Here is a 19,770-nt window from a genome sequence, read left to right as displayed (position 1 = left end):
TCAGCAGGCGCTAACCTGCTGACTCTTGATTTACTTGGCTCCCCGACCTGGACTCGAACCAGGGACCTGCGGATTAACAGTCCGTCGCTCTACCAACTGAGCTATCAGGGAACAGCCTCGAATTATAGCGTTGATTTTTTCGTTTTTTGGCTTGGGGCCGGACTTGCGAAAAATATCTCGCGCTCAGTCGGACACCGCAGGCGTGACGCCGAGCACCCGGTGCAGTTGCGTGCTGGTGGTCGTGTATTGAAGCATCACCTTCTTGTCGGGGAACACGAAGGGGGCCGCACCGAAGGCTGCGAGCGTGGCTTCGTGAAAGCCCGAAAGGATGAGCTTCTTCTTGCCGGGGTAAGTGTTGATGTCACCCACAGCAAAGATGCCTGGAACGTTGGTGGAAAACTTTTCGGTGTCCACCACCAGTTGTTTGCGTTCGATATCCAGGCCCCATTGGGCAATGGGGCCGAGCTTGGGAGACAGGCCCAGGAAAACCAGCAACACATCGAGCGGCACGGTGTGCGTTTGTGCCTGCGGATCGGTGATGTGCACGGCAGTGAGTCGGTCTCCCCCGGATTCAAAGCCCGTGGGTTGGCCGACCAAGAAGCGCATTTCGTTGCGCTCGCAGAGTTCGCGCATGCGCGCGATGTTTGCGTCTGCGGCCTGAAAGGCATCGCGCCGGTGGATCAGGGTCACGCTCGCGGCTTTGTTCGGCCCCTGCGTGGACAGGGTGGCCGCCCACTCCAAAGCCGTGTCGCCACCGCCAACGATGACGATGTTGCGGCCGGCCCAGGCGTTGGGTGAACTCACCCGGTAGAAAAGTTGTTTCTCGTGGAACGCTTCGATGCCATCGAGCTGGAGGGTGCGCGGCTGGAACGCGCCGACGCCAGCGGCGATGAACAGGGTCTTGGTGAGAAAGCGCGTGCCTCGGGTGGTGCCCACGAAGAAACGCCCATCGTTCTGCGGTTCAACAACGGTGACTTCCTGACCGAGGTGGAACGTGGCGCCGAAGGGCTCGATCTGTTTGAGCAGGTTGTTGACCAGTTCCTGACCGGTGCAGACCGGAATCGCCGGAATGTCGTAGATGGGTTTGTCGGGGTACAGCTCGGCAGGCTGGCCGCCGGGGAAGGGCAGTGCGTCGATCACGTGGGCCTTGATCTCCAGCAGGCCCAGCTCGAACACCTGAAACAGGCCGACAGGGCCGGCGCCGATGACAACCGCATCGGCTTCAATGGGACCGTCGTGGGCCATGCCGCTCAGCGCAGCAGCTCGGGCAGTTTGCCGGTGCGGTCTTTCCAGTCGTCGGCGTCGGGCAGCGGAGCCTTGCGCTTGGTGATGCTCTTCCAGCCAGGCAACACGGCCAGGTCGGCGTTGAGCTTGGTCATGTGCAACTGGTCCTTGGGCAGATCTTCTTCTGCGTAGATGGCACTCACAGGGCATTCGGGGATGCAGACTGCGCAGTCGATGCACTCGTCGGGATCGATGGTGAGGAAGTTGGGGCCTTCGCGGAAGCAGTCCACAGGGCAGACGTCGACACAGTCGGTGTATTTGCAACGGATGCAGGCTTCGGTGACAACGTGGGTCATGGTGGTCTTGGGAATCGGTGGAAGCCGTGATTTTAGGGTTTCCGGCGAGGGCAGGCCGGGCCATGGCCCTTGCCGTGACACAAGTTAAGGGGATGCGGGTCGCGTGCGCTTTCGCGCGAGGCTCAGTGCACGAGCAAGGCGCCTGCCGTGCGGTGGCTCGCCGTGTCCACCAGCACCAGCGAACCCAAAGCCCGCGATTGCGCAAACGGCAGCGTGACCAGAGGTTCCTGCAACGCCAGTTCGATGTGGCCGATGGCATTGGGCTCCAGCTGGGTCGCGTCTTCTTCGGCCAGGGTGTGGATGTCCAGGCGGTGCACGATGCGCTTGATCCTGGCCTTGACCCAGCGGTGGCCGTGCAGTGCCCAGTAGACGCGACCGGGCACGAGGGTCTCGTCGTCGAGCCAGGCCACGGTCGCACGGATCTCGCGGCTGCCGGGCAACGAGCCGTCGGTATCTTCGGCCAGCAGCCAGTCGCCGCGCGACACATCAACCTCGCGGTCGAGCACGATGCCCGCGCTGTGGCCAGCCAACACCGCTTGTGGTTGGCGCACGTGGTTGAGCACCTGGGCGACCACGGCGGTCTGGCCGTTGGGCATGATGCGCACGCTCTGGCCGACTTGCACGCCACCGGTGGCAACGCGGCCCCAGAACACGCGGCGGCCCTGGGAGGTGTCGGCGGAGCTGCTGAATTTCTCCACCCACTGCACGGCGAATGCAAAGGGCAGTGTGCTGTCGGCTGGCGTGACCGGCAGGACTTCCAGAACCTGCAGCAGCGTGGGACCGCTGTAGCCGCACCAGCCAGCCTGTTCGCTGGCTTCGACCACGTTCCAACCCTTGAGCGCCGAGATGGGCACGACGGCCGTGACGGGAATGCCGGCTTGCGCGGCGAATTCGCGCAGCGCAGATCCGATGTGTTCGAACGCGAGCTTGCTGTCCTCTACCGCGTCGAGCTTGTTGATGGCGAACACCACTGAAGGCACACGCAGCAGCTTGAGCAGCAGGCTGTGGCGGCGGGTCTGGGGCAGCAGTTTGAGGGCAGCATCGGCCCAGGCCAGCTTGGTCGCGTCGACCAGCACCACGGCGGCGTCGGCGCTGGATGCTGCGGTCACCATGTTGCGGGTGTACTGCTCGTGGCCCGGCGCATCGCCAATGATGAACTTCCGCGCCTCGGTGCTGAAGTAGCGGTAGGCCACGTCGATGGTGATGCCTTGTTCGCGTTCGGCCGAGAGGCCGTCGGTCAGCAATGCAAGGTCGGTCTGGCCGTGACGCTGCACGCCGGCCAGGTGGTCCTGCAGCACGGCCTTGCTGTCGACCAGCAAACGGCCGATCAAGGTGCTTTTGCCGTCGTCGACGCTGCCGCAGGTGATGAGGCGCAGGGCGGAGCGCGTGTCGATGGGGCCGGTGGCGGTTTGTGGCGCGGTGGCCTGGGGGGCGAGTGTGGTCATGTCGGTGTCCTGGGTCGGTGCGGCTTCAGAAGTAGCCGTCCTTTTTTCGTTTTTCCATCGAGGCGTCCGAGGTCTTGTCGTCCATGCGCGTGGCGCCGCGTTCGCTCACTTCGGCGGCCAGCGTCTCGATCACGATGTCGTCCGCCGTAGCGGCCAGGCTCTCCACCGGGCAGGTGCAGGTGATGTCGCCCACGGTGCGAAAGCGCACGTCTCGCACCTGCACGGATTCGCCGTCGCGCGGCGGCGTGAGCTCGGTCACCGGCACGAGCAGGCCGCGGCGATCCACCACCTCGCGCTGGTGCGTGTAGTAGATCGAGGGCAGGGCGATGTTCTCGCGGGCGATGTACTGCCACACGTCGAGCTCGGTCCAGTTGCTGATCGGGAACACGCGAAAGTGCTCGCCGGGCTGCAAACGGGTGTTGAACAGGGTCCACAGCTCCGGGCGCTGCGCCTTGGGTTGCCACTGGCCGAAGCTGTCGCGGTGGGAAAAGATGCGCTCCTTGGCGCGGGCCTTTTCCTCGTCGCGGCGCGCGCCACCAATGAGCGCGTCGAAGCGGAACTCTTCAATGGCTTCAAGCAGCGTGACCGACTGGTGCACGTTGCGGCTCTCGCCCGGGTGCGCCAAACGCACGGTGCCCCGCGCCATGGAGTCTTCAACACTGCGCACGATCAGCTCGGCGCCCAGTTCCTTCGCACGCAGGTCGCGGAAGTCGGTGACCTCGGGGAAGTTGTGGCCGGTGTCGATCATCAGCAGCGGGTAGGGTATGCGGCCCGCACCGAAGGCCTTTTCGGCGCACTTGAGCATGACCAGGGAGTCCTTGCCGCCGGAGAACAGCAGCGTGGGGCGCTCGAACGCCGCAGCCACCTCGCGCAGGATGAAGATGGTTTCTTCTTCCAGCGCGTCCAGGTGGGCGTTGCTCAGGTGGTGATCACTTGCGTGTTGCAGGGCGGTCTGGATCACGGCGGTTTCGGTGCGGGCGTTCATGAGGGGGTCCGTTCGATGGAGGACACGAGAGGGGATGTGGCGGACTGCACATGCAGACCACATTCCTTGGCGCTTTCCTGTTCCCACCACCAGCGGCCGGCGCGAAAGTCTTCGCCGACGCTGATGGCGCGTGTACAGGGTGCGCAACCGATGCTGGGGAAAAACTGGTCGTGCAAGGCGTTGTAGTCCAGTCCGTGCAGGCCGACGAAGTGCCACACGTCGCCCCAGGTCCATTCGACGAGGGGGCTGATCTTGACGCGCCCGGTTTCCTGAATGACTTCACCCACCTCGGCGCGTGCGTTGGACTGTTCACGGCGCAGGCCTGTGATCCAGCCGTCGTGCCCCGCGAGCGCGCGGGCGAGCGGCTCCATCTTCCGGATGTCGCAGCAGGCTTTGCGCAGTTCGATGCTCTGGTACATCGCCTCCTCTCCGTTCTTGCGCACGAAGTGGATCACCGACTCCTGTTTGGGGCGAAACACCTGCACGCTGATGCCGTAGCGCCGCTCGATGCGGGGGATCAGGGCGAGCGTCTCGGCGTGCAGCTTGCCGGTCTCGAGCACGAACACGCTGGCATCAATGTCCGCCAGGTGCAGGAGGTGTGTGACCACCATGTCTTCGGCGCCCAGGCTGGAGGCCTGGGTCAGCTTGGGGTGATTGGCGGTGATTTCGCGCAGCAGACCGATGCTGCGCGCGACCTTCGCCGCAAAGTCCGGCGAAGGTTTGTCGTAGAGTGCTAAAGCGGTCATGTGGGCGGCTCTTTTCGCTGTCAGGCGGTGGCGAAATGGGGCGCCGTGTGCACCGCGTCGCCCTGGTAGAAGGTGGGGTAGTGCGCCAGCAGCGCCTGGCCGTGGGCCAGGTTCTGGTCGGCGCGCAGCACAGCTTGGGTAAAGCCGCTGCGTTGCATCTGCACGAGCTGGTCGATCAGCACGTCACCGCTGGCACGGATCTGGCCGGTGAAGCCCAGGCGGCGGCGCAGCAAAAAGGCCTGGCTGAACGCACGGCCGTCGCTGAATTTCGGGAAATTCAGTTCGATCACGGTGATGCCGCTGAGATCGGCGTCACGCGGATCGGCGTCGTTTGCAAGCGAAAGGCGCTGCTCTCGCGTCTCGGGGGCCACGAAGGCGTCTGCGCTGAAGAGTTGAAGGGTCTGGCTCATGGGGTTCCTCAGGCAGTGGCGCGCGCCGTGCTCGTGCGCACCGCGTTGGCGGCGGTCTTGAACGGATCGGCGCCGGTGCGGCGCAGCGTGGCCACGAAGGTTTCGGTGCCGGTGCGCTGGGCGCGGTAGGTGTCGAGCAGGGCTTCGATCACATCGGCCACTTCGCTGGCGGCGAACGAGGGGCCAATCACCTTGCCCGGTGCCGACTCACCCGACAGGCGCGTGCCGTCAGAGCCACCGAGCGTGACCTGGTACCACTCCTGGCCATCCTTGTCGACACCCAGGATGCCGATGTGGCCGCTGTGGTGGTGGCCGCAACTGTTGATACAGCCGCTGATGTGCAGGTCGATCTCGCCCAGGTCGTGCAGCTCGTCAAGGTCTTTGTAGCGGCCCAGGATGGCTTGCGCCAACGGCAGCGAACGTGCATTGGCCAGGTCGCAGAAGTCGCCGCCGGGGCAGGCGATCATGTCGGTCAACAGGCCGATGTTGGGCTTGGCCAGACCCAGGCGGCGGGCTTCGCGCCAGAGCTCGGGCAGCTGGTCGCAACGCACCCAGGGCAGCAGCAGGTTTTGTTCGTGCGTCACGCGGGCTTCGCCGGCGGAGAAGCGCTCGGCCAGCTCGGCGGCGCGCTCCAGTTGCTCGGCTGTGGCGTCGCCCGGTGCCTGGCCGAAACGCTTGAACGACAACGTGACCGCGCGCAGGTCGGGGTTCTGGTGCGGCTTCACGTTTTGCGTGAGCCAGCGGCTGAATTCCATGTCGTCTTCGGCCGCGGCCTTGAGGATGTGGGCGATCTTCGCGTCGGCACTTTTGCGGTCGCAGTTGAGCTGCGGTGGCACAAAGAAGGCGCTCACGCGGTCGAGTTCGGTCTGACTGATGGTGTGCGGCGCGCCGTCTTTCTCGATGATGTCGCGGTACTCGGTTTCCACCTGGTCGGTGAACGCCTGGCCCTCGGCCTTGACCAGGATCTTGATGCGGGCCTTGTAGATGTTGTCGCGGCGTCCGAAGCGGTTGTAGGCGCGCACCACGGCTTCGAGGTAGTTCAGGATCTGGTTCCAGGGCAGGAACTCGCGGATCACGCTGCCGATGATGGGCGTGCGGCCCATGCCGCCACCCACGCGCACCTGGAAGCCCAGCTCGCCGTCCACGTTGCGCAGCAGGCGCAGGCCCACATCGTGCCAGGCGGTGGCGGCGCGGTCTTCGCGTGCACCGGTGATGGCCACCTTGAACTTGCGCGGCAGGAAGGCGAACTCCGGGTGCAGCGTGCTCCACTGGCGCATGATTTCAGCGAAAGGCCGCGGGTCGGCGACCTCGTCAACCGCGATGCCGGCCAGCGCATCGGTGGTGATGTTGCGGATGCAGTTGCCGCTGGTCTGGATGCCGTGCATGCCCACGCTGGCCAACAGGTCCATCACGTCGGCCGAGCGGGCCAGCGGAATCCAGTTGTATTGCACGTTCTGGCGCGTGGTGAAGTGGCCGCAGCGGTCGGGCAGGGTGGGCACTTCGGAGAGGCCAGCGTTGGCCTTGGACACGTCGTGCTCTTCCTTGTGGTCGAAGTCGCGCGCGATCTTCGCGAGCACCTTGAGTTGTGCGCTGTTGATCTCGCCATAGGGCACGGCAACGCGCAGCATGGGCGCAAAACGCTGCACGTACCAGCCGTTCTGCAAGCGCAGCGGCTTGAACTCGTCTTCTTTCAACGTGCCGGCCTGCCAGCGGGTGAGCTGGTCGCGGTACTGGTCGGCGCGCAACTGAACGAACTGGCGGTCAAAGTCGGAGTATTGGTACATCGTCGTGGGCGGTGAATGTCAGAGAGTGATCAATTTCAGGCCGGCGTAGGCCAGCAGCACCGAGAGGGCGGAGCGCACCAGCCGCTCGGGCGTGTGGCGCATCAGGCGCGTGCCGAGCCAGATGCCGGGCAGCGAACCTGCGAGCAGCTTGCCCAGCAGCGGCCAGTCCACCGAGCCCATGCTGGCGTGACCGAGGCCGGCCACCAGCGTGAGCGGCACGGCGTAGGCGATGTCGGCGGCGACGATGCGAGGCAGCGGCAAGAGCGGGAACAGCAACAACAGCACCGACACGCCGATGGCACCGGCACCCACCGAGGTGAGCGTGACCAGAACACCGATGACCGCGCCGAAGAGCACGGGCAGGCTCCAGTGGCGCGCGTGGGTGGCGTTGTCCAACTGGCCATCTGCCAGGCTGCGAGGCAGTTGTTTGCCGCGTGCGGCCTTGTACAGCATGGCGGCGGCGGTGAGCAGCAAGGCGACACCCAGGGTGCCGGTCATCAGCGACTGCACCATGGGACTGGCGGGGCCGAGCTGGTGCAGGGCGCCCAGCGTGACCAGTGCTGCGGGGATGCTGCCCGCGCACAGCTGGCCCACCACGCGCCAGGGCACAAGCTTCTGGCGCGCCAGGCTGACCGTGCCACCCATCTTGGTAAAGGCTGCGAACAGCAGGTCGGTGCCCACAGCGAGGTAGGGTTTGACGCCGAAAAAGAAGATCAGGATGGGCGTCATGAGCGAACCGCCGCCCACACCGGTGAGACCCACGATGAGTCCCACGGCGAATCCGGCCAGGATGATGGCGATGTCAGGCATGGGCGCGACTGTACGGAGCCGGGCTTATATCCCAAACGATTTTTTCTTCATGGGGGTATGCCTCAGATGAATATAGAGGTTCTCGCGTGTGGCATGGCACGCCGTGTGGGCTGGGACGACGCACGTGCTGCTCCATCAGCATGCAGTGACGTAACATCGCCGCCATGCAAAAACAGCGTGTTCTCGTCAGCGTGGTGGGCTTCTCAGATGTGGAGCGCCACGCCTTGAACACCGTGTTTCGTCTCTCCCGGACCCGCGATCTCTCCTATGCCCCGTATGCCCCCTTGAGCGCACCCGGTGTGGCGGCGCCCAAAGGTGTGTCGGAGGTGGCCTTGGTGGACGGCGAAAGCGCCGAGGCTATCCTGTCTCACGCCAAGGAAATGCCCACGGGCCAGCGCCTTATCTGGGTCGGCAAGGACGCGCCCGAACACGCCTGGCGCGTGATGGACCGACCGATCGACTGGGCCGCCGTGCTGCACGACCTGGATGCGGTTTACGCGGCCAAACAAGCCGACTCCGGGCTGCTCGATCTGGATGTGACCGCACCTGCGCCGCTGGATCCGGCGTTCGGCGAGGATGTGATCGGGGTGCGCCGTGCCCTGGTGGTGGGTGCCGATGAACAGGAACGTACCTATCTGCGCACCCGGCTGGCACTCGCGGGCGTGGCCCAGGTGGACGAGGTGACCACCACGGAAGCGGCGATTTCCATCATTGCCCGCAACGACTACATCTGTGGCGTGTTCAACCTGGACGACCCGCAACTGGATGTCTGGTCGCTGATGCGGCTCTTCTCCGAGCACAACCCCAAGGCGTTGACGCTGGCCACCAGCGAGTTGGCCGGACCTCTGGCTGGCTGGTGGAGCCGCCGGCGCGTCCGGCGCAACGCCCAGCGCGCCGGCATTTCCGCTTTGTTGGCCCGGCCGATTCAGCCCCCCGAAATTTCGGTCTGGCTCAACCTGCTGTAGACAGCGCCTGTGAGCCGCCTTGGCGGCGTGCGTTTTTGACCGCAAACCGCGCAGGGTCCAGCGCCGCCATCAGGGCGGGGTCGACGGGTGAGGACGCTCCATCGATCTGCAGGGCGAGTTGCGCGGCACACCACGGCCCCAGGGTGATGCCGCGTGAACCCAAGGCGCACAGCAGGTGCAGTCCGGGCCAGCGCGGCACATCGGCCAGGGCCACACGTCGACGTTGCGCCCGACCCACCTCCTGCTGCTGGCGCAGAGCCTGCGCATCCGGCGCGGCACCCACCAGCGGCAACCGGTCGAGCGACGCACAGCGCACCTGCGACCAACCCAGCAGCCGCTCTTGCGCCAATGCCGTTCGAAGACCTTCCGCCGCCAGCGGGTGGATCGTCTGCAGGCTGCGGGCGTTGCGTTCGTGAGCCTCGGCCGTGATCTTGGTGTCGGCCGCGCCGCGCTCAAAGGTGGATCCCATGGACCAGATGCTGCCGGGCCATTCGGGCGGCAGTCCCAGATCGCGGTACTGCGGCACAAAGACCCCGTCGTTGCGCTGTGGCCTGGCCGCCAGAGGCTCGCCCTGCTGAGCCCCCAGGCTCATCTGCCCCTTGACCGGGTTCAGCGGCAGATCTTCCTTTGACATCGGGCCTGCATGGTTGGCAAGCAGGGCCGAGCTGCCCAGCGCAGCGGCCACCACAACGACGGGTGCCTCGCCCACGCAGCGGCCCTGCGCGTCCCAGGCTTGCCAGAGGGTGGGGGAGGTGGGGTCGCCGGTGGCAAGCATGGTCAGGCGTTGCACCGCGGTGTTCCATTGCCGGCTGAGCGCGCCCAAGGCTTGTGCTTCCTGCAGCCAGGCGTGCACCAGAGCGGCGGGACGTACCAGCGTGGCGGGCCAGCGGCCGGGATCGTGTCCGAGGTTGTCCACCTCGCAGGCTTGCCAGCCAGCGCCCCGAGGCACCAGCCGCTGAAGTTCGGCCAGCGTGTGCGCAACGCCGAGCGCCGAGAGCCGGGAGAGTGGAGTGGGGGTGCGCGTGACGTGGGGACTGAGCATGCCCACAGGCAGACCCGAGGCGCGTTGGGCGGGTCCGCCGGCCGCGTCCAGCAGCGTGATGCTCCAGCCGCGCAGCGCCAGGGCCGAAGTGGCAGCCGCACCGGCCAGGCCGGCGCCGATCACCAGCGCATGGCGACGGGCGTCAGGCATGAAATGAGCGAAGGAAAAGCAGGATCAGGCCGCCGGTGGCGGCACATAGCCGGCCGCCGCGTCGGCACCTTCGCCGAAGAAGTGCTTTTCCATCTGGCGGGCGAGGTACTGGCGCGCGCGCGCGTCGGCCAGGTTCAGCCGGTTTTCGTTCAGCAGCATGGTCTGGTGCTTGAGCCAGGCGGCCCAGGCCTCCTTGCTCACGCCTTCATAAATGCGCTTTCCCAGCTCGCCGGGGTAAGGCGGAAAGTCCAGGCCTTCGGCTTCCTTGCCGAGCTTGATGCAGTTGACGGTGCGTGCCATGGGGTGTCCTTGGGTAGGGGTCAGATGATTTGGTTATATCGAATGGAAGAATTTATTCGTTCCAGTGGCTGGCGAAGGCCGGCATGATGCGGGCTTCGTGCGGCAGAGGGCGACTGTAGCAACCTTTGATCGACCGCAATGACTTCAGGGCCTCAGCCCCGGATGATCGATTGCTCGCAAGTCCGTGGTGGACACGCTGCCGCGGCGCCCTTTTTACAATAGTCCCCTTCGCCTTCACAGGACCCCTCATGAGTGCATTTCAGGAAGAGCGCGTGCTCAGCGTTCACCATTGGACCGACCGGTTGTTCAGTTTCACCACCACGCGCGATGCGTCGCTGCGCTTCTCCAACGGTCACTTCACCATGATCGGCCTGCGGGTGGATGGCAAACCGCTGCTGCGCGCCTACAGCATCGTCAGCCCCAATTACGCCGACCACCTCGAGTTCCTGAGCATCAAGGTGCCTGACGGCCCGCTCACCTCGCGCCTGCAGCACATCCAGGTCGGGGACACCATCATCGTGGGCCGCAAGCCCACCGGCACCCTGCTGATCGACTACCTGCTGCCCGGCAAGCGCCTGTACCTGCTGGCCACCGGCACCGGGCTGGCGCCGTTCCTGAGCGTGATTCGCGACCCGGAAACCTACGAGCGTTACGAGCAGGTGGTGCTGATCCATGGCGTGCGCCAGGTGAAGGAGCTGGCCTACCGCGAGTACCTCAGCGACACCCTGACCCACGACGAGTTCCTGGGTGAGATGGTCCAGCAGAAACTGCTGTACTACCCCACGGTCACGCGCGAACCCTTCGTGCACCAGGGCCGCATTCCACAGTTGCTGGCCGAGGGCCAGGTCGCCAAAGACCTGGGCATTCCCATGCTGAACCCGGTGGAAGACCGCATCATGATCTGCGGCAGCCCCGAGATGCTGCGCGACTTGAAGGCGCTGGCCGAGAAGCTGGGCTTTGAAGAAGGCAACACCAGCCGCCCGGGTGCCTTCGTGATCGAGCGTGCGTTTGCCGGAACTTGATCCGCGCTTGTCTGCTCTGTCTCGCAGCTCTCACTCACCACAGGCCTTCTCTTGATCACCACCATCCCGACCGTTCGACCCTCGTTTCTTGAACGTTACCCGCACCAGATCCTGGGCCTGATCGCCCTGGTCTGCGTGGGCATGCTGGCTTTCGGCCTGTACCTGCAGCATGTGGTGGGGCTCGAGCCCTGCCCGATGTGCATCGTGCAGCGTTACGCACTGATGGTTGTGGCTCTGGCTGCAGGCGTCACGGCGTTTCTGCGCAGTGGGCGGGCTTTGTGGGGAGGCGTCGCGGTCATGGCCTTGTTTGCCGTGTTTGGCGCTGGTGTGGCTGCGCGGCAGAGCTGGCTGCAATGGAATCCGCCCGAAATCCTGAGCTGCGGACGCGACTTTTTTGGAATGATCGAGTCGTTCCCGCTCAGGCGCGCCATCCCGATGATCTTCAAGGGCAGCGGTGACTGTTCCAAGATCGACTGGACGTTCCTGGGTCTGTCGATAGCGAACTGGGCTTTCTTGTTTTTCACGGCCGTTGTTGTGCTCGCCGCAGCGCTGTGGCTTCGGCGCTCGGGGCGCTGACCCCTGCCAGTGGCAAGGTCAGAGGATGGCACTCCCGGGGCGCTCGCCGCGTTCGTACACCACATGGGCACGGCCCACAATGAGTGAGTCCAGAGATCCCAGGTTGTCGGGCTCCTTGTTGGTGTAGGGCAGTTTTTGCAGCAGGTAGCGCATGGCGTTCAGCCGCGCGCGCTTCTTGCAATCGCTCTTGATCACGGTCCACGGTGAATCCGCCGTGTCGGTCTCGAAGAACATGGCTTCCTTCGCCTTGGTGTAGTCGTCCCATTTATCCAGCGACGCCAGGTCGATCGGGCTCAGTTTCCACTGCTTGAGCGGGTGCGCCTTGCGCTCCTTGAAGCGGCGGCGTTGTTCTTGTCGACTGACCGAAAACCAGAACTTGATGAGATGCACGCCGCTGCGCACCAGCTGGCGTTCGAACTGCGGAGCCTGCCGCATGAATTCCTGGTATTCACCCTCGCTGCAGAAGCCCATGACCCGTTCAACCCCGGCGCGGTTGTACCAGCTGCGGTCAAACAGCACGATCTCGCCAGCGGTGGGCAAGTGCTGCACGTAGCGCTGGAAATACCACTGGCCGCGTTCCACTTCGCTGGGTTTCTCCAGAGCCACCACACGGGCACCGCGGGGGTTCAGGTGTTCCATCATGCGTTTGATGGTGCCGCCTTTGCCCGCCGCGTCACGTCCTTCGAACAGAATCACCACGCGCTGACCGGTCTCCTTCACCCAAGCCTGCAACTTGAGCAGTTCGACCTGGAGCAGGTACTTCTGCGACTCGTACACCTGTCGCGACAGCAGGTTTTTGTAGGGATAGGTGCCACTTCGCCAATCCGCAGCCAATGCCTCGTCGGGATTGACCATGGCCCTGGCTTCGCTGCGCACCGCCTGCGTTTGCTGTCTGAGCAGTCGGCGAATGGCCTTGGCGTCGTCGGGTGCTGCACCTTCCAGAATGGCCCGCAGCGATTCGGCCTTCTCGCGCCGACTGCTTGCGCTGCGCGAGAGTATGTCTTTCACGGTGGCCACCTGGGCCGCCTGGCGGGATGCGACGGCCTGAGAAACGGCGTTCTTGCGGATCTTGTCGGGTTGGCTCGTGCCGCTGGTGTCGCCGAGCGACACACGGCGAGGCCGTTCTGCGGGGGTCTTTGCCAACGCTGGCGGGGCTTTCGCCTTGTTGGCCGACGCTGCCCGGCGTGGGGCACCCGGCAGCGGTTTTTCAGAGCGCGGACTGCCCGGTTTGGCCGAAGCCTTGGCAATGGAAGAGGCGGCCTTGGTCACTGCCGTGGCGCGGATCGCTGTTTTCGTCATGGGATGTCATCTGTTTGTCACGCAATGCACCAGTATCGAAATTGAGCGGCGCAAGCGGTTGACTTGCGTCAAGTCAGCCCCGAAAGGGGCGAACAGGTGTGTGCCTGTCTACGACAGTTTTTTCACCAGCACCTGACTCTTGCGGTCCCAGTTGTACTTGCGCTTGCGGGCCTCGGGCAGCCAGTCCGCGTTGACCTGCACGAAACCACGCTTGATGAACCAGTGCATGGTGCGCGTGGTGAGCACGAAGATGCTTTGCAGGCCCTGCGCCTTGGCCCGCACCTCAATGCGCTTGAGCAGCCGCTCGCCGTCGCCCTGGCTCTGCGTGTCGGGTGACACGGTGAGCGCGGCCATTTCGCCGGTGCGCGCTTCCGGGTAGGGGTAGAGCGCGGCGCAGCCGAAGATCACGCCGTCGTGTTCGATGATGGTGTAGTTGCCCGCGTCGCGCTCGATCTCGGTGCGGTCGCGTTTGACCAGCGTGCCGTCCTTCTCGAACGGTTCGATCAGGGCCACGATGCCGCTCACGTCGTCCATGGTCGCCTCGCGCACGCTCTCGAGCTTTTCGTCCACCACCATGGTGCCGAAGCCGTCGTGGGTGTAAATCTCCAGCAGCAGCGCACCATCTACCGCGAACGGCAGGATGTGGCTGCGTTCCACACCGCCTTCGCACGCGCGGATGCAATGCTGCAAATAGAACGCCGGGTCGGTGGGCAGGTCGGGCGCGGGCAGGCTGGCGAGCAGCTTCTTGGCGTCGGCCAGCGGAATCTCGGTGTCGATGTCGCTTTCCGGATCGGCCAGGTCGGCGCGCAGGCCGGGCACTTCGGTGAGGAACATCAGCTTGTCGGCCTGCAGCGCAATGGCCACCGAGGTCGCCACGTCTTCCATGGTGAGGTTGAAGGCCTCGCCGGTGGGTGAAAACCCGAACGGGGAGAGCAGCACCAGCGCGCCCATGTCCAGCGTGCGCTGGATGCCTTCGGTATCGACCTTGCGCACCAGTCCCGAGTGCTGGAAGTCCACCCCGTCCATCAAACCCACCGGGCGCGCGGTGATGAAGTTGCCCGAAATCACGCGCACCGTGGCGCCCGCCATGGGCGTGTTGGGCAGGCCCTGGCTGAACGCGGCCTCGATCTCGTAGCGCAGCTGGCCGGCGGCTTCCTGGGCACAGTCGAGTGCCACCGAGTCGGTGATCCGCATGCCGTGCGAGTACCTGGGCTCGTGGCCCTTTGCGCGCAACTGTTCGTTGACCTGCGGACGAAAGCCGTGCACCAGCACGATCTCCACACCCATGCTCTGGATCAGGGCCAGGTCCTGCGCCACGTTTTGCAGCTTGCCGGCCGCGATCGCTTCGCCGGCGATGCCCACCACCAGCGTGTTGCCGCGGTGTTTGTGGATGTAGGGCGCCACCGAGCGGAACCAGGGGACGAAGGTGAAGTTGAAGACGGTGGACATGATGGGTCAGTCTTTGAGCAATTGGAGTTTCTCGGGAGGCAGGAGGCGGGTGAAATCCCGGTCGAACGTGCACAGCGTTTCGCCGACCTGCAGGACGGTGGCGGCAATCCAGGCATCGGACACGAGGTTGCCGCTGGCTTGCTGGTTCCGGCACATTTCACGAAGGCCGGACCAGCCAGCACCCGCTGCCTGGTAGTCCACCCCGGGGCAGGCCAGCAGCGTGTCGACAAAAGTCACCACATCGTCCAGCGAATCAACTTGCTTGAACACCCTGGGATTGGTGGTGACCCGCAAAAACCCCGTGACGACCATGCCGAGCAACACCAGCGGCGTGTGCTTGAAGGCCGCCTGCTGGACGGCGTCGTTCAGCCAGGTGCGGGCAGGGCTGTGGTGGGGGTGGTCCGGGCGGAAGGCCGCGACCAGCACGTTGACATCCGGCGTCATGAAACCCGACCAGCCTGCTGGTCGGCGTCCATCGCGTCCAGCATGGAGCGGTGGCTGTCGGGGTTGATGTTCGGCATCAGCCCACCCTGGGCCTTGGAAACCGGCAGCGCCGGAATGACCACGGGCACGGTGCCCGAAGCCGGCTGCGCGTAACTGGCGACAAATTCGCGGATCTTGGCGCTCAGCGATGTGCCTTCCTGGATGGCTTTGATTCGGGCCTGCTTCACCAGGTTTTCATCTAATGAAATGGTCAGATTGGTCATGTTCAAACTCCCGGTGCGACAACACGAAAACACGTGCTTCACGTGAACCTGTGCCCTGCGATAATACCGCCGTGAACGACGCTGTCAATTCCCCCTCCGCCCCCCGGCCATCCCAGCCCCTGCACATCGAATTTCCCGAGTCGCTGCCTGTTTCGGCGCGCCGGCATGAGATCGAGGCGGCCATGCGCGAGCACCAGGTCGTCATCGTCTGCGGAGAAACCGGCTCGGGAAAAACGACGCAGATCCCGAAGATTGCGCTGGCCATGGGTCGGGGCAAGTGCAACGCAAAACCCGGCCAGCGCGGCCAGATGATCGGCCACACGCAGCCGCGGCGCATCGCCGCCTCCAGCGTGGCCAAGCGCATCGCCGAGGAGTTGAAAACGCCGCTGGGCGACGTGGTCGGCTTCAAGGTGCGCTTCCAGGACCGGCTCTCGAAAGACGCCTCTGTCAAGCTCATGACGGACGGCATCTTGCTGGCAGAAACGCAGACCGACCCCGACCTGCGCGCCTACGACACGATCATCATCGACGAGGCGCACGAGCGCAGCCTCAACATCGACTTCCTGCTGGGCTACCTGCGCCAGTTGCTGCCGCGCCGGCCCGACCTCAAGGTCGTGGTGACCTCGGCCACGATTGATGCGGACCGCTTTGCGCAGTACTTCGCGTCGAAAAACGGCCCGGCGCCGGTGCTCATGGTCTCGGGCCGTACCTTCCCGGTGGAGGTGCGCTGGCGTCCTTTTGAAGAGAGCCGTGACTACGACCTGAACAGCGCGATCACTGACGCGGTGGACGAGTTGTGGCGTGGTTCGCAGGGTGGCGACATCTTGGTGTTCCTCCCCGGTGAGCGCGAAATTCGCGAAGCCGCGGACCACCTGCGCAAACACCTCAGCCACATTCCCACGTTGCGCAACGCCGAGGTGCTGCCGCTGTTCGCGCGGCTTTCGCAGGCCGAGCAGGACCGCATCTTCCAGGAGCACGGCGGGCGGCGCATCGTGCTCTCGACCAACGTGGCCGAGACCTCGCTCACGGTGCCGGGCATCCGCAACGTGATCGACGTGGGCACCGCGCGCGTGAAGCGCTACAGCTTCCGCCAGAAGGTGGAGCAGCTCATGGTGGAGCCCATCAGCCAGGCCGCGGCCAACCAACGCGCCGGGCGCTGTGGCCGCGTGGCCGACGGCATTTGCATCCGCCTCTACGACGAGGTCGGCTTCAACGCCCGTCCGAAGTTCACCGACCCCGAAATTCTGAGGAGCTCGCTGGCCGGCGTGATCCTGCGCATGAAGGCGCTGCGCCTGGGCGCGGTGGAAGAGTTCGCCTTCATCGAGGCGCCGCAAAAGCGCGCCATCGTCGACGGTTACCAGCTGCTGGCCGAACTCGGCGCGGTGGACGACAACAACGAACTCACACCGATCGGCCAGACGCTCTCGCGCCTGCCGCTGGACCCGCGCGTGGGCCGCATGATCCTGGAAGCACAGCAGCGCGGCGCGCTCGACGAGGTGATGGTGATCGCCTCGGCCCTGAGCGTGCAGGACGTGCGCGACCGTCCGCTCGACAAACAGGCCCAGGCCGACCAGGCCCACGCCAAGTTCGACGACGAAAAGAGCGAGTTCAGCGGCACGCTCAAGCTCTGGAAATGGCTGGAAGAAAGCAAGGGCGGCCACGGCAAGGACCACAAGCTGAGCCACCGCCAGTATGAAAACCTGTTGCGCGAGAACTTCGTCAACGTGCGCCGCGTGCGCGAATGGCGCGACATCCACACCCAGCTGCACACGGTGGTGGCGGAGCACAAGTGGCAGATCAACACCGCGCCCGCGAGCTACGAACAACTGCACCTGGCCATGCTGGCCGGCTTGCTGGGCAACGTGGGCCAGAAGAGCGAAGCAGAAGACTGGTACCTGGGCGCGCGCGGTATCAAGTTCTACCGCCACCCGGGCGCCAACCTGAGCAAGAAGCCCGGGCGCTGGATCGTCTGCGCCGAACTGGTGGAAACCACGCGCCTGTTTGGCCGCGGCATTGCCGCCATCGAGCCGCTGTGGCTGGAGCAGGTGGGTCCGCACCTGCTCAAGAAGCAGTTGCTGGACCCGCACTGGGAAAAGAAATCGGCGCAGGTGACGGCGCTGGAGCGCGCCACGCTCTATGGCCTGGTGGTCTACAGCAACCGGCGCACCGACTACGGCCGCGTCGACCCGGTGGGCGCGCGCGCCATCTTCATCCGCGAAGCGCTGGTGGCCGGCGACTGGGAGACGCGCCTGCCGTTCCTGGCCGCCAACCAGAAGCTGGTGCAGCAAGTGGCCGAGCTGGAACACAAGTCGCGCCGGCAGGACGTTCTGGTCGACGACGAACTCATCTACGCCTTCTACGATCAACAACTCCCCGCGCACATCTGCAACGGCGCCATGTTCGAGCGCTGGTACCAGGACGAAGTGCGGCGCAACCCCAAGCTGTTGCTGCTCACGCGCGAAGAACTCATGCGCCACGAGGCGGCCGGCATCACCACGCAGGCCTTCCCCAAAACGCTGCGGCTGGGTGGAGTGGACTGCGCTTGCGAGTACCTGCACGTGCCGGGCGACCCGCGCGACGGACTGTCGGTCACGTTGCCGATCTTTGCGCTGAACCAGGCCAGCGACGACCGCTGCGACTGGCTGGTGCCCGGCATGCTCAAGGACAAGCTGCTGGCGTTGCTCAAAACACTGCACCAGCGCCCACGCTCGCGCCTGGTGCCGCTGCCCGCCACCGCCGAACGTTTTGCACAGGCACTTTGCGAGCCGGCCGCGTTCGGCGCCGGCAACCTGATGGACGCGCTGCTCAAACTCGTTCGCGAAGCCACGCAGCTCGACATCCAGCGCAACGACATCAAAGTCGACATGCTCAGCCCGCACCACTTCATGCACCTGCGCGTGGTGGACGAACACGGCCGCCAGCTGGGGCAGGGCCGAAGTCTGGCCGCGCTCAAGGCCGAGCTGGGCAGTCAGGCGCGTGGTGCCTTTCAGGCGTTGGCTTCGCTCAAGTTGGGCTCGCTGTCCGCTGCCGGCGACCGGTCCTCACCCTCTCCCTCTGGGAGAGGGCAGGGTGAGGCCTCGGCGCGACCACAAAGCCCTCACCCCAACCCTTTCCCAAAGGGAGAGGGGGCCACTCCCGCCAGCGCGGCACAGCGCCACACCAGCTGGGACTTCGGCGAACTGCCAGAGCTCATGGAGATCCGCAAGGGCCAGCAATCGCTGATCGGTTTTCCCGCGCTCATCGACGACGGTGACGCGGTGCGACTTGAAGTGTTCGACGAGCCCGACGTGGCCAAGGCCCGCCACCGCGAAGGCCTGCGCCGCCTGTGTGCGCTGCAGATCCGCGACGCACTCAAGTACCTTGAGAAAAACCTGCCCGGTCTGCAGACCATGGCGGCGGCCTACATGCAGGTGGGCAAGGAGTCGGGCGGTGGTGGCACGCTGGAGGAGCTGCGCACGCAGATCCTGGAACTCGCGCTGGACCGCGCCTTTCTCGCCGAGCCGCTGCCCACCAACGAAGCCGCTTTCAAACAGCGCGTGGACGAGGGGCGAGGGCGGCTCACGCTCATTGCCAGCGAAATATCACGCAGTGCGGGCGCCATCCTCACCGAGTTCGCGGCAGCCACACGCAAGCTCAAGGACAGCAAACCCGCCCCCGATGTGGCCACCGATGTGAGCCAACAGCTCGCGAGGCTGGTGCCCAGGAAGTTTTTGCTGCAAACGCCTTACGCTCAGCTGCAGCACCTGCCGCGCTACTTGAAAGCCGCGCAGCTGCGGCTGGACAAACTGCGGGCCGACCCGGCACGCGACGCCTCCAGGCTGGCCGAGTTGCGCCCACAAGACCAGCGCTTCTGGCGCCTGGTGGCCGAGCGCAAGGGTGTGCAGGACGCGCGCCTGAACGAGCTGCGCTGGTTGCTTGAAGAGCTGCGGGTGAGCTTCTTTGCCCAGGAGTTGCGCACGCCGCAGCCCGTCAGCGTGAAACGGCTGGACAAGGCCTGGGCCCAGCTTCAGCTCTGAAGGTCAGCGAGTGGCCAGAGCCACCCGACCCTCGGTCACACCCAACGAGGCGTTGGCCTGCAGTTGCTTCAGCACCGTTTCTGCGTCCTCGCGCGTGGCAAGCTGGTTGATACGCACTTCGAACTTGCCGTCCTTGGCCAGCACATCGGCAGGGTAGCCGGCGGTTTGCAGGCGGGTGCGCAGCGCATTGGCCTGACCGCCGCTGGGCATCAAGCCGGCCACGGTGCGCCAACGGCCACCTTGCAACACGATGCCTTGGCCGGGCTGCATCTCGGCCTGCCCGATGAACTTGGCCAGTTGATCCGGCGTGGCCTGACCTGCGGGTTTCTCGGGCTCGCCTGTGAAGACGACCCAGAAGGCGCCAAGCTTGTCGAGCATGATGCCGGGCTTGTTGTCGCGCACGACCTCGACCTTGCCTTCAAACATGCACACGGCGTCGTGCTCGGCATCGGTCATGCTCCAGAAGTCGGTGCCACGGATGCCC

At 65.1% G+C, this 19,770-nt stretch carries 19 protein-coding genes and 1 tRNA gene; 4 read left to right on the top strand and 16 right to left on the bottom strand.

All coding sequences use genetic code 11. The annotated features are described in order from the left end of the window. Window positions 1–35 precede the first annotated feature (35 nt). The 9 genes from Q0C59_RS10810 to Q0C59_RS10770 form a co-directional block, all read right to left on the bottom strand. Window positions 36–111, bottom strand: a tRNA-Asn gene (locus Q0C59_RS10810). A 72-nt stretch (window positions 112–183) separates the two neighbouring features. Further along, window positions 184–1,245: an NAD(P)/FAD-dependent oxidoreductase gene (locus tag Q0C59_RS10805; RefSeq protein ID WP_291215117.1), complete on the bottom strand. Its 1,062-nt coding sequence runs from the start codon at window positions 1,243–1,245 to the stop codon at window positions 184–186. 5 nt (window positions 1,246–1,250) lie between these two features. Further along, window positions 1,251–1,580, bottom strand: coding sequence for a ferredoxin FdxA (gene fdxA / locus Q0C59_RS10800; protein ID WP_291215115.1), 330 nt, complete (start codon window positions 1,578–1,580; stop codon window positions 1,251–1,253). 122 nt (window positions 1,581–1,702) lie between these two features. Continuing rightward, on the bottom strand, window positions 1,703–3,025 hold the full coding sequence (locus Q0C59_RS10795; RefSeq protein WP_291215111.1) for a sulfate adenylyltransferase subunit 1: 1,323 nt from the start codon (window positions 3,023–3,025) through the stop codon (window positions 1,703–1,705). A 25-nt stretch (window positions 3,026–3,050) separates the two neighbouring features. Further along, window positions 3,051–4,010, bottom strand: a complete 960-nt coding sequence (gene cysD / locus Q0C59_RS10790) for a sulfate adenylyltransferase subunit CysD (RefSeq protein ID WP_291215109.1) — start codon at window positions 4,008–4,010, stop codon at window positions 3,051–3,053. Further along, a complete protein-coding gene (locus Q0C59_RS10785) occupies window positions 4,007–4,756 on the bottom strand; it encodes a phosphoadenylyl-sulfate reductase (RefSeq protein WP_291215107.1) in 750 nt (249 codons plus the stop codon). The genes cysD and Q0C59_RS10785 overlap by 4 nt, the downstream gene beginning before the upstream one ends. Window positions 4,757–4,776: 20 nt before the next feature. After that, on the bottom strand, window positions 4,777–5,166 hold the full coding sequence (locus Q0C59_RS10780) for a DUF934 domain-containing protein (RefSeq protein WP_291215105.1): 390 nt from the start codon (window positions 5,164–5,166) through the stop codon (window positions 4,777–4,779). 8 nt (window positions 5,167–5,174) lie between these two features. Further along, window positions 5,175–6,950, bottom strand: coding sequence for a nitrite/sulfite reductase (locus tag Q0C59_RS10775; protein ID WP_291215102.1), 1,776 nt, complete (start codon window positions 6,948–6,950; stop codon window positions 5,175–5,177). 18 nt (window positions 6,951–6,968) lie between these two features. Continuing rightward, window positions 6,969–7,760 carry a sulfite exporter TauE/SafE family protein gene (locus Q0C59_RS10770; RefSeq protein WP_291215099.1) on the bottom strand — a complete coding sequence of 264 codons (792 nt, stop codon included), beginning with the start codon at window positions 7,758–7,760 and terminating at the stop codon, window positions 6,969–6,971. Between the two features lie 164 nt (window positions 7,761–7,924). Between Q0C59_RS10770 and Q0C59_RS10765 the strand changes: the two genes are divergently transcribed. After that, window positions 7,925–8,725, top strand: a complete 801-nt coding sequence (locus Q0C59_RS10765) for a hypothetical protein (RefSeq protein WP_291215097.1) — start codon at window positions 7,925–7,927, stop codon at window positions 8,723–8,725. Here Q0C59_RS10765 and Q0C59_RS10760 read toward each other — a convergent pair. Both Q0C59_RS10760 and Q0C59_RS10755 read right to left on the bottom strand, forming a co-directional pair. Further along, the gene (locus Q0C59_RS10760; protein ID WP_291215095.1) at window positions 8,712–9,917 is read right to left on the bottom strand and encodes an FAD-dependent oxidoreductase; all 1,206 of its coding nucleotides are present in this window, start codon (window positions 9,915–9,917) and stop codon (window positions 8,712–8,714) included. The genes Q0C59_RS10765 and Q0C59_RS10760 overlap by 14 nt on opposite strands. Before the next feature lie 24 nt (window positions 9,918–9,941). Then, window positions 9,942–10,217, bottom strand: coding sequence for an oxidative damage protection protein (locus tag Q0C59_RS10755; protein WP_291215092.1), 276 nt, complete (start codon window positions 10,215–10,217; stop codon window positions 9,942–9,944). 248 nt (window positions 10,218–10,465) lie between these two features. On the opposite strand from Q0C59_RS10755, the gene Q0C59_RS10750 reads away from it, so the two are divergent. Next, window positions 10,466–11,239: a ferredoxin--NADP reductase gene (locus Q0C59_RS10750; protein ID WP_291215089.1), complete on the top strand. Its 774-nt coding sequence runs from the start codon at window positions 10,466–10,468 to the stop codon at window positions 11,237–11,239. A 51-nt stretch (window positions 11,240–11,290) separates the two neighbouring features. Beyond that, window positions 11,291–11,815, top strand: a complete 525-nt coding sequence (locus tag Q0C59_RS10745) for a disulfide bond formation protein B (protein ID WP_291215087.1) — start codon at window positions 11,291–11,293, stop codon at window positions 11,813–11,815. A gap of 18 nt (window positions 11,816–11,833) precedes the next feature. Here Q0C59_RS10745 and ppk2 read toward each other — a convergent pair whose 3' ends face one another. The 4 genes from ppk2 to Q0C59_RS10725 all read right to left on the bottom strand — a co-directional run bounded on the left by ppk2 (window position 11,834) and on the right by Q0C59_RS10725 (window position 15,270). Beyond that, on the bottom strand, window positions 11,834–13,114 hold the full coding sequence (gene ppk2 / locus Q0C59_RS10740) for a polyphosphate kinase 2 (RefSeq protein ID WP_291215084.1): 1,281 nt from the start codon (window positions 13,112–13,114) through the stop codon (window positions 11,834–11,836). Between the two features lie 108 nt (window positions 13,115–13,222). After that, window positions 13,223–14,563, bottom strand: a complete 1,341-nt coding sequence (argA, locus tag Q0C59_RS10735) for an amino-acid N-acetyltransferase (protein ID WP_291215082.1) — start codon at window positions 14,561–14,563, stop codon at window positions 13,223–13,225. A 6-nt stretch (window positions 14,564–14,569) separates the two neighbouring features. Further along, window positions 14,570–15,007, bottom strand: coding sequence for a TA system VapC family ribonuclease toxin (locus Q0C59_RS10730; protein WP_291215080.1), 438 nt, complete (start codon window positions 15,005–15,007; stop codon window positions 14,570–14,572). Beyond that, entirely contained in the window at window positions 15,004–15,270 is a 267-nt protein-coding gene (locus tag Q0C59_RS10725; RefSeq protein ID WP_291215077.1) for a DUF6364 family protein, read from the bottom strand. The genes Q0C59_RS10730 and Q0C59_RS10725 overlap by 4 nt, the downstream gene beginning before the upstream one ends. Between Q0C59_RS10725 and hrpA the strand changes: the two genes are divergently transcribed. Next, window positions 15,249–19,286: an ATP-dependent RNA helicase HrpA gene (hrpA, locus tag Q0C59_RS10720; RefSeq protein WP_407066553.1), complete on the top strand. Its 4,038-nt coding sequence runs from the start codon at window positions 15,249–15,251 to the stop codon at window positions 19,284–19,286. The genes Q0C59_RS10725 and hrpA overlap by 22 nt on opposite strands. Before the next feature lie 3 nt (window positions 19,287–19,289). Here the strand turns inward: hrpA and Q0C59_RS10715 are convergent. After that, the coding region (locus Q0C59_RS10715; RefSeq protein ID WP_291215071.1) for an SPOR domain-containing protein at window positions 19,290–19,770 on the bottom strand (481 nt) is incomplete at its 5' end.

Source organism: Hydrogenophaga sp. (assembly GCF_022844385.1).
Taxonomy (GTDB): Bacteria; Pseudomonadota; Gammaproteobacteria; order Burkholderiales; family Burkholderiaceae_C; genus Hydrogenophaga.
The sequence above is the reverse complement of the archived record's forward strand: the minus strand, read 5'-3'. Positions and strand labels throughout refer to the sequence as shown.

Coding starts and splice junctions, on each gene's coding strand:
- Q0C59_RS10770 (WP_291215099.1), bottom strand. CDS start 7,760: ATGCCTGACATCGCCATCATCCTGGCCGGATTCGCCGTGGGACTCATC.
- Q0C59_RS10730 (WP_291215080.1), bottom strand. CDS start 15,007: ATGACGCCGGATGTCAACGTGCTGGTCGCGGCCTTCCGCCCGGACCAC.
- Q0C59_RS10750 (WP_291215089.1), top strand. CDS start 10,466: ATGAGTGCATTTCAGGAAGAGCGCGTGCTCAGCGTTCACCATTGGACC.
- Q0C59_RS10795 (WP_291215111.1), bottom strand. CDS start 3,025: ATGACCACACTCGCCCCCCAGGCCACCGCGCCACAAACCGCCACCGGC.
- Q0C59_RS10755 (WP_291215092.1), bottom strand. CDS start 10,217: ATGGCACGCACCGTCAACTGCATCAAGCTCGGCAAGGAAGCCGAAGGC.
- cysD (WP_291215109.1), bottom strand. CDS start 4,010: ATGAACGCCCGCACCGAAACCGCCGTGATCCAGACCGCCCTGCAACAC.
- Q0C59_RS10780 (WP_291215105.1), bottom strand. CDS start 5,166: ATGAGCCAGACCCTTCAACTCTTCAGCGCAGACGCCTTCGTGGCCCCC.
- fdxA (WP_291215115.1), bottom strand. CDS start 1,580: ATGACCCACGTTGTCACCGAAGCCTGCATCCGTTGCAAATACACCGAC.
- Q0C59_RS10760 (WP_291215095.1), bottom strand. CDS start 9,917: ATGCCTGACGCCCGTCGCCATGCGCTGGTGATCGGCGCCGGCCTGGCC.
- Q0C59_RS10775 (WP_291215102.1), bottom strand. CDS start 6,950: ATGTACCAATACTCCGACTTTGACCGCCAGTTCGTTCAGTTGCGCGCC.
- Q0C59_RS10805 (WP_291215117.1), bottom strand. CDS start 1,245: ATGGCCCACGACGGTCCCATTGAAGCCGATGCGGTTGTCATCGGCGCC.
- Q0C59_RS10785 (WP_291215107.1), bottom strand. CDS start 4,756: ATGACCGCTTTAGCACTCTACGACAAACCTTCGCCGGACTTTGCGGCG.
- Q0C59_RS10765 (WP_291215097.1), top strand. CDS start 7,925: ATGCAAAAACAGCGTGTTCTCGTCAGCGTGGTGGGCTTCTCAGATGTG.
- ppk2 (WP_291215084.1), bottom strand. CDS start 13,114: ATGACGAAAACAGCGATCCGCGCCACGGCAGTGACCAAGGCCGCCTCT.
- Q0C59_RS10725 (WP_291215077.1), bottom strand. CDS start 15,270: ATGACCAATCTGACCATTTCATTAGATGAAAACCTGGTGAAGCAGGCC.
- hrpA (WP_407066553.1), top strand. CDS start 15,249: ATGAAATGGTCAGATTGGTCATGTTCAAACTCCCGGTGCGACAACACG.
- argA (WP_291215082.1), bottom strand. CDS start 14,563: ATGTCCACCGTCTTCAACTTCACCTTCGTCCCCTGGTTCCGCTCGGTG.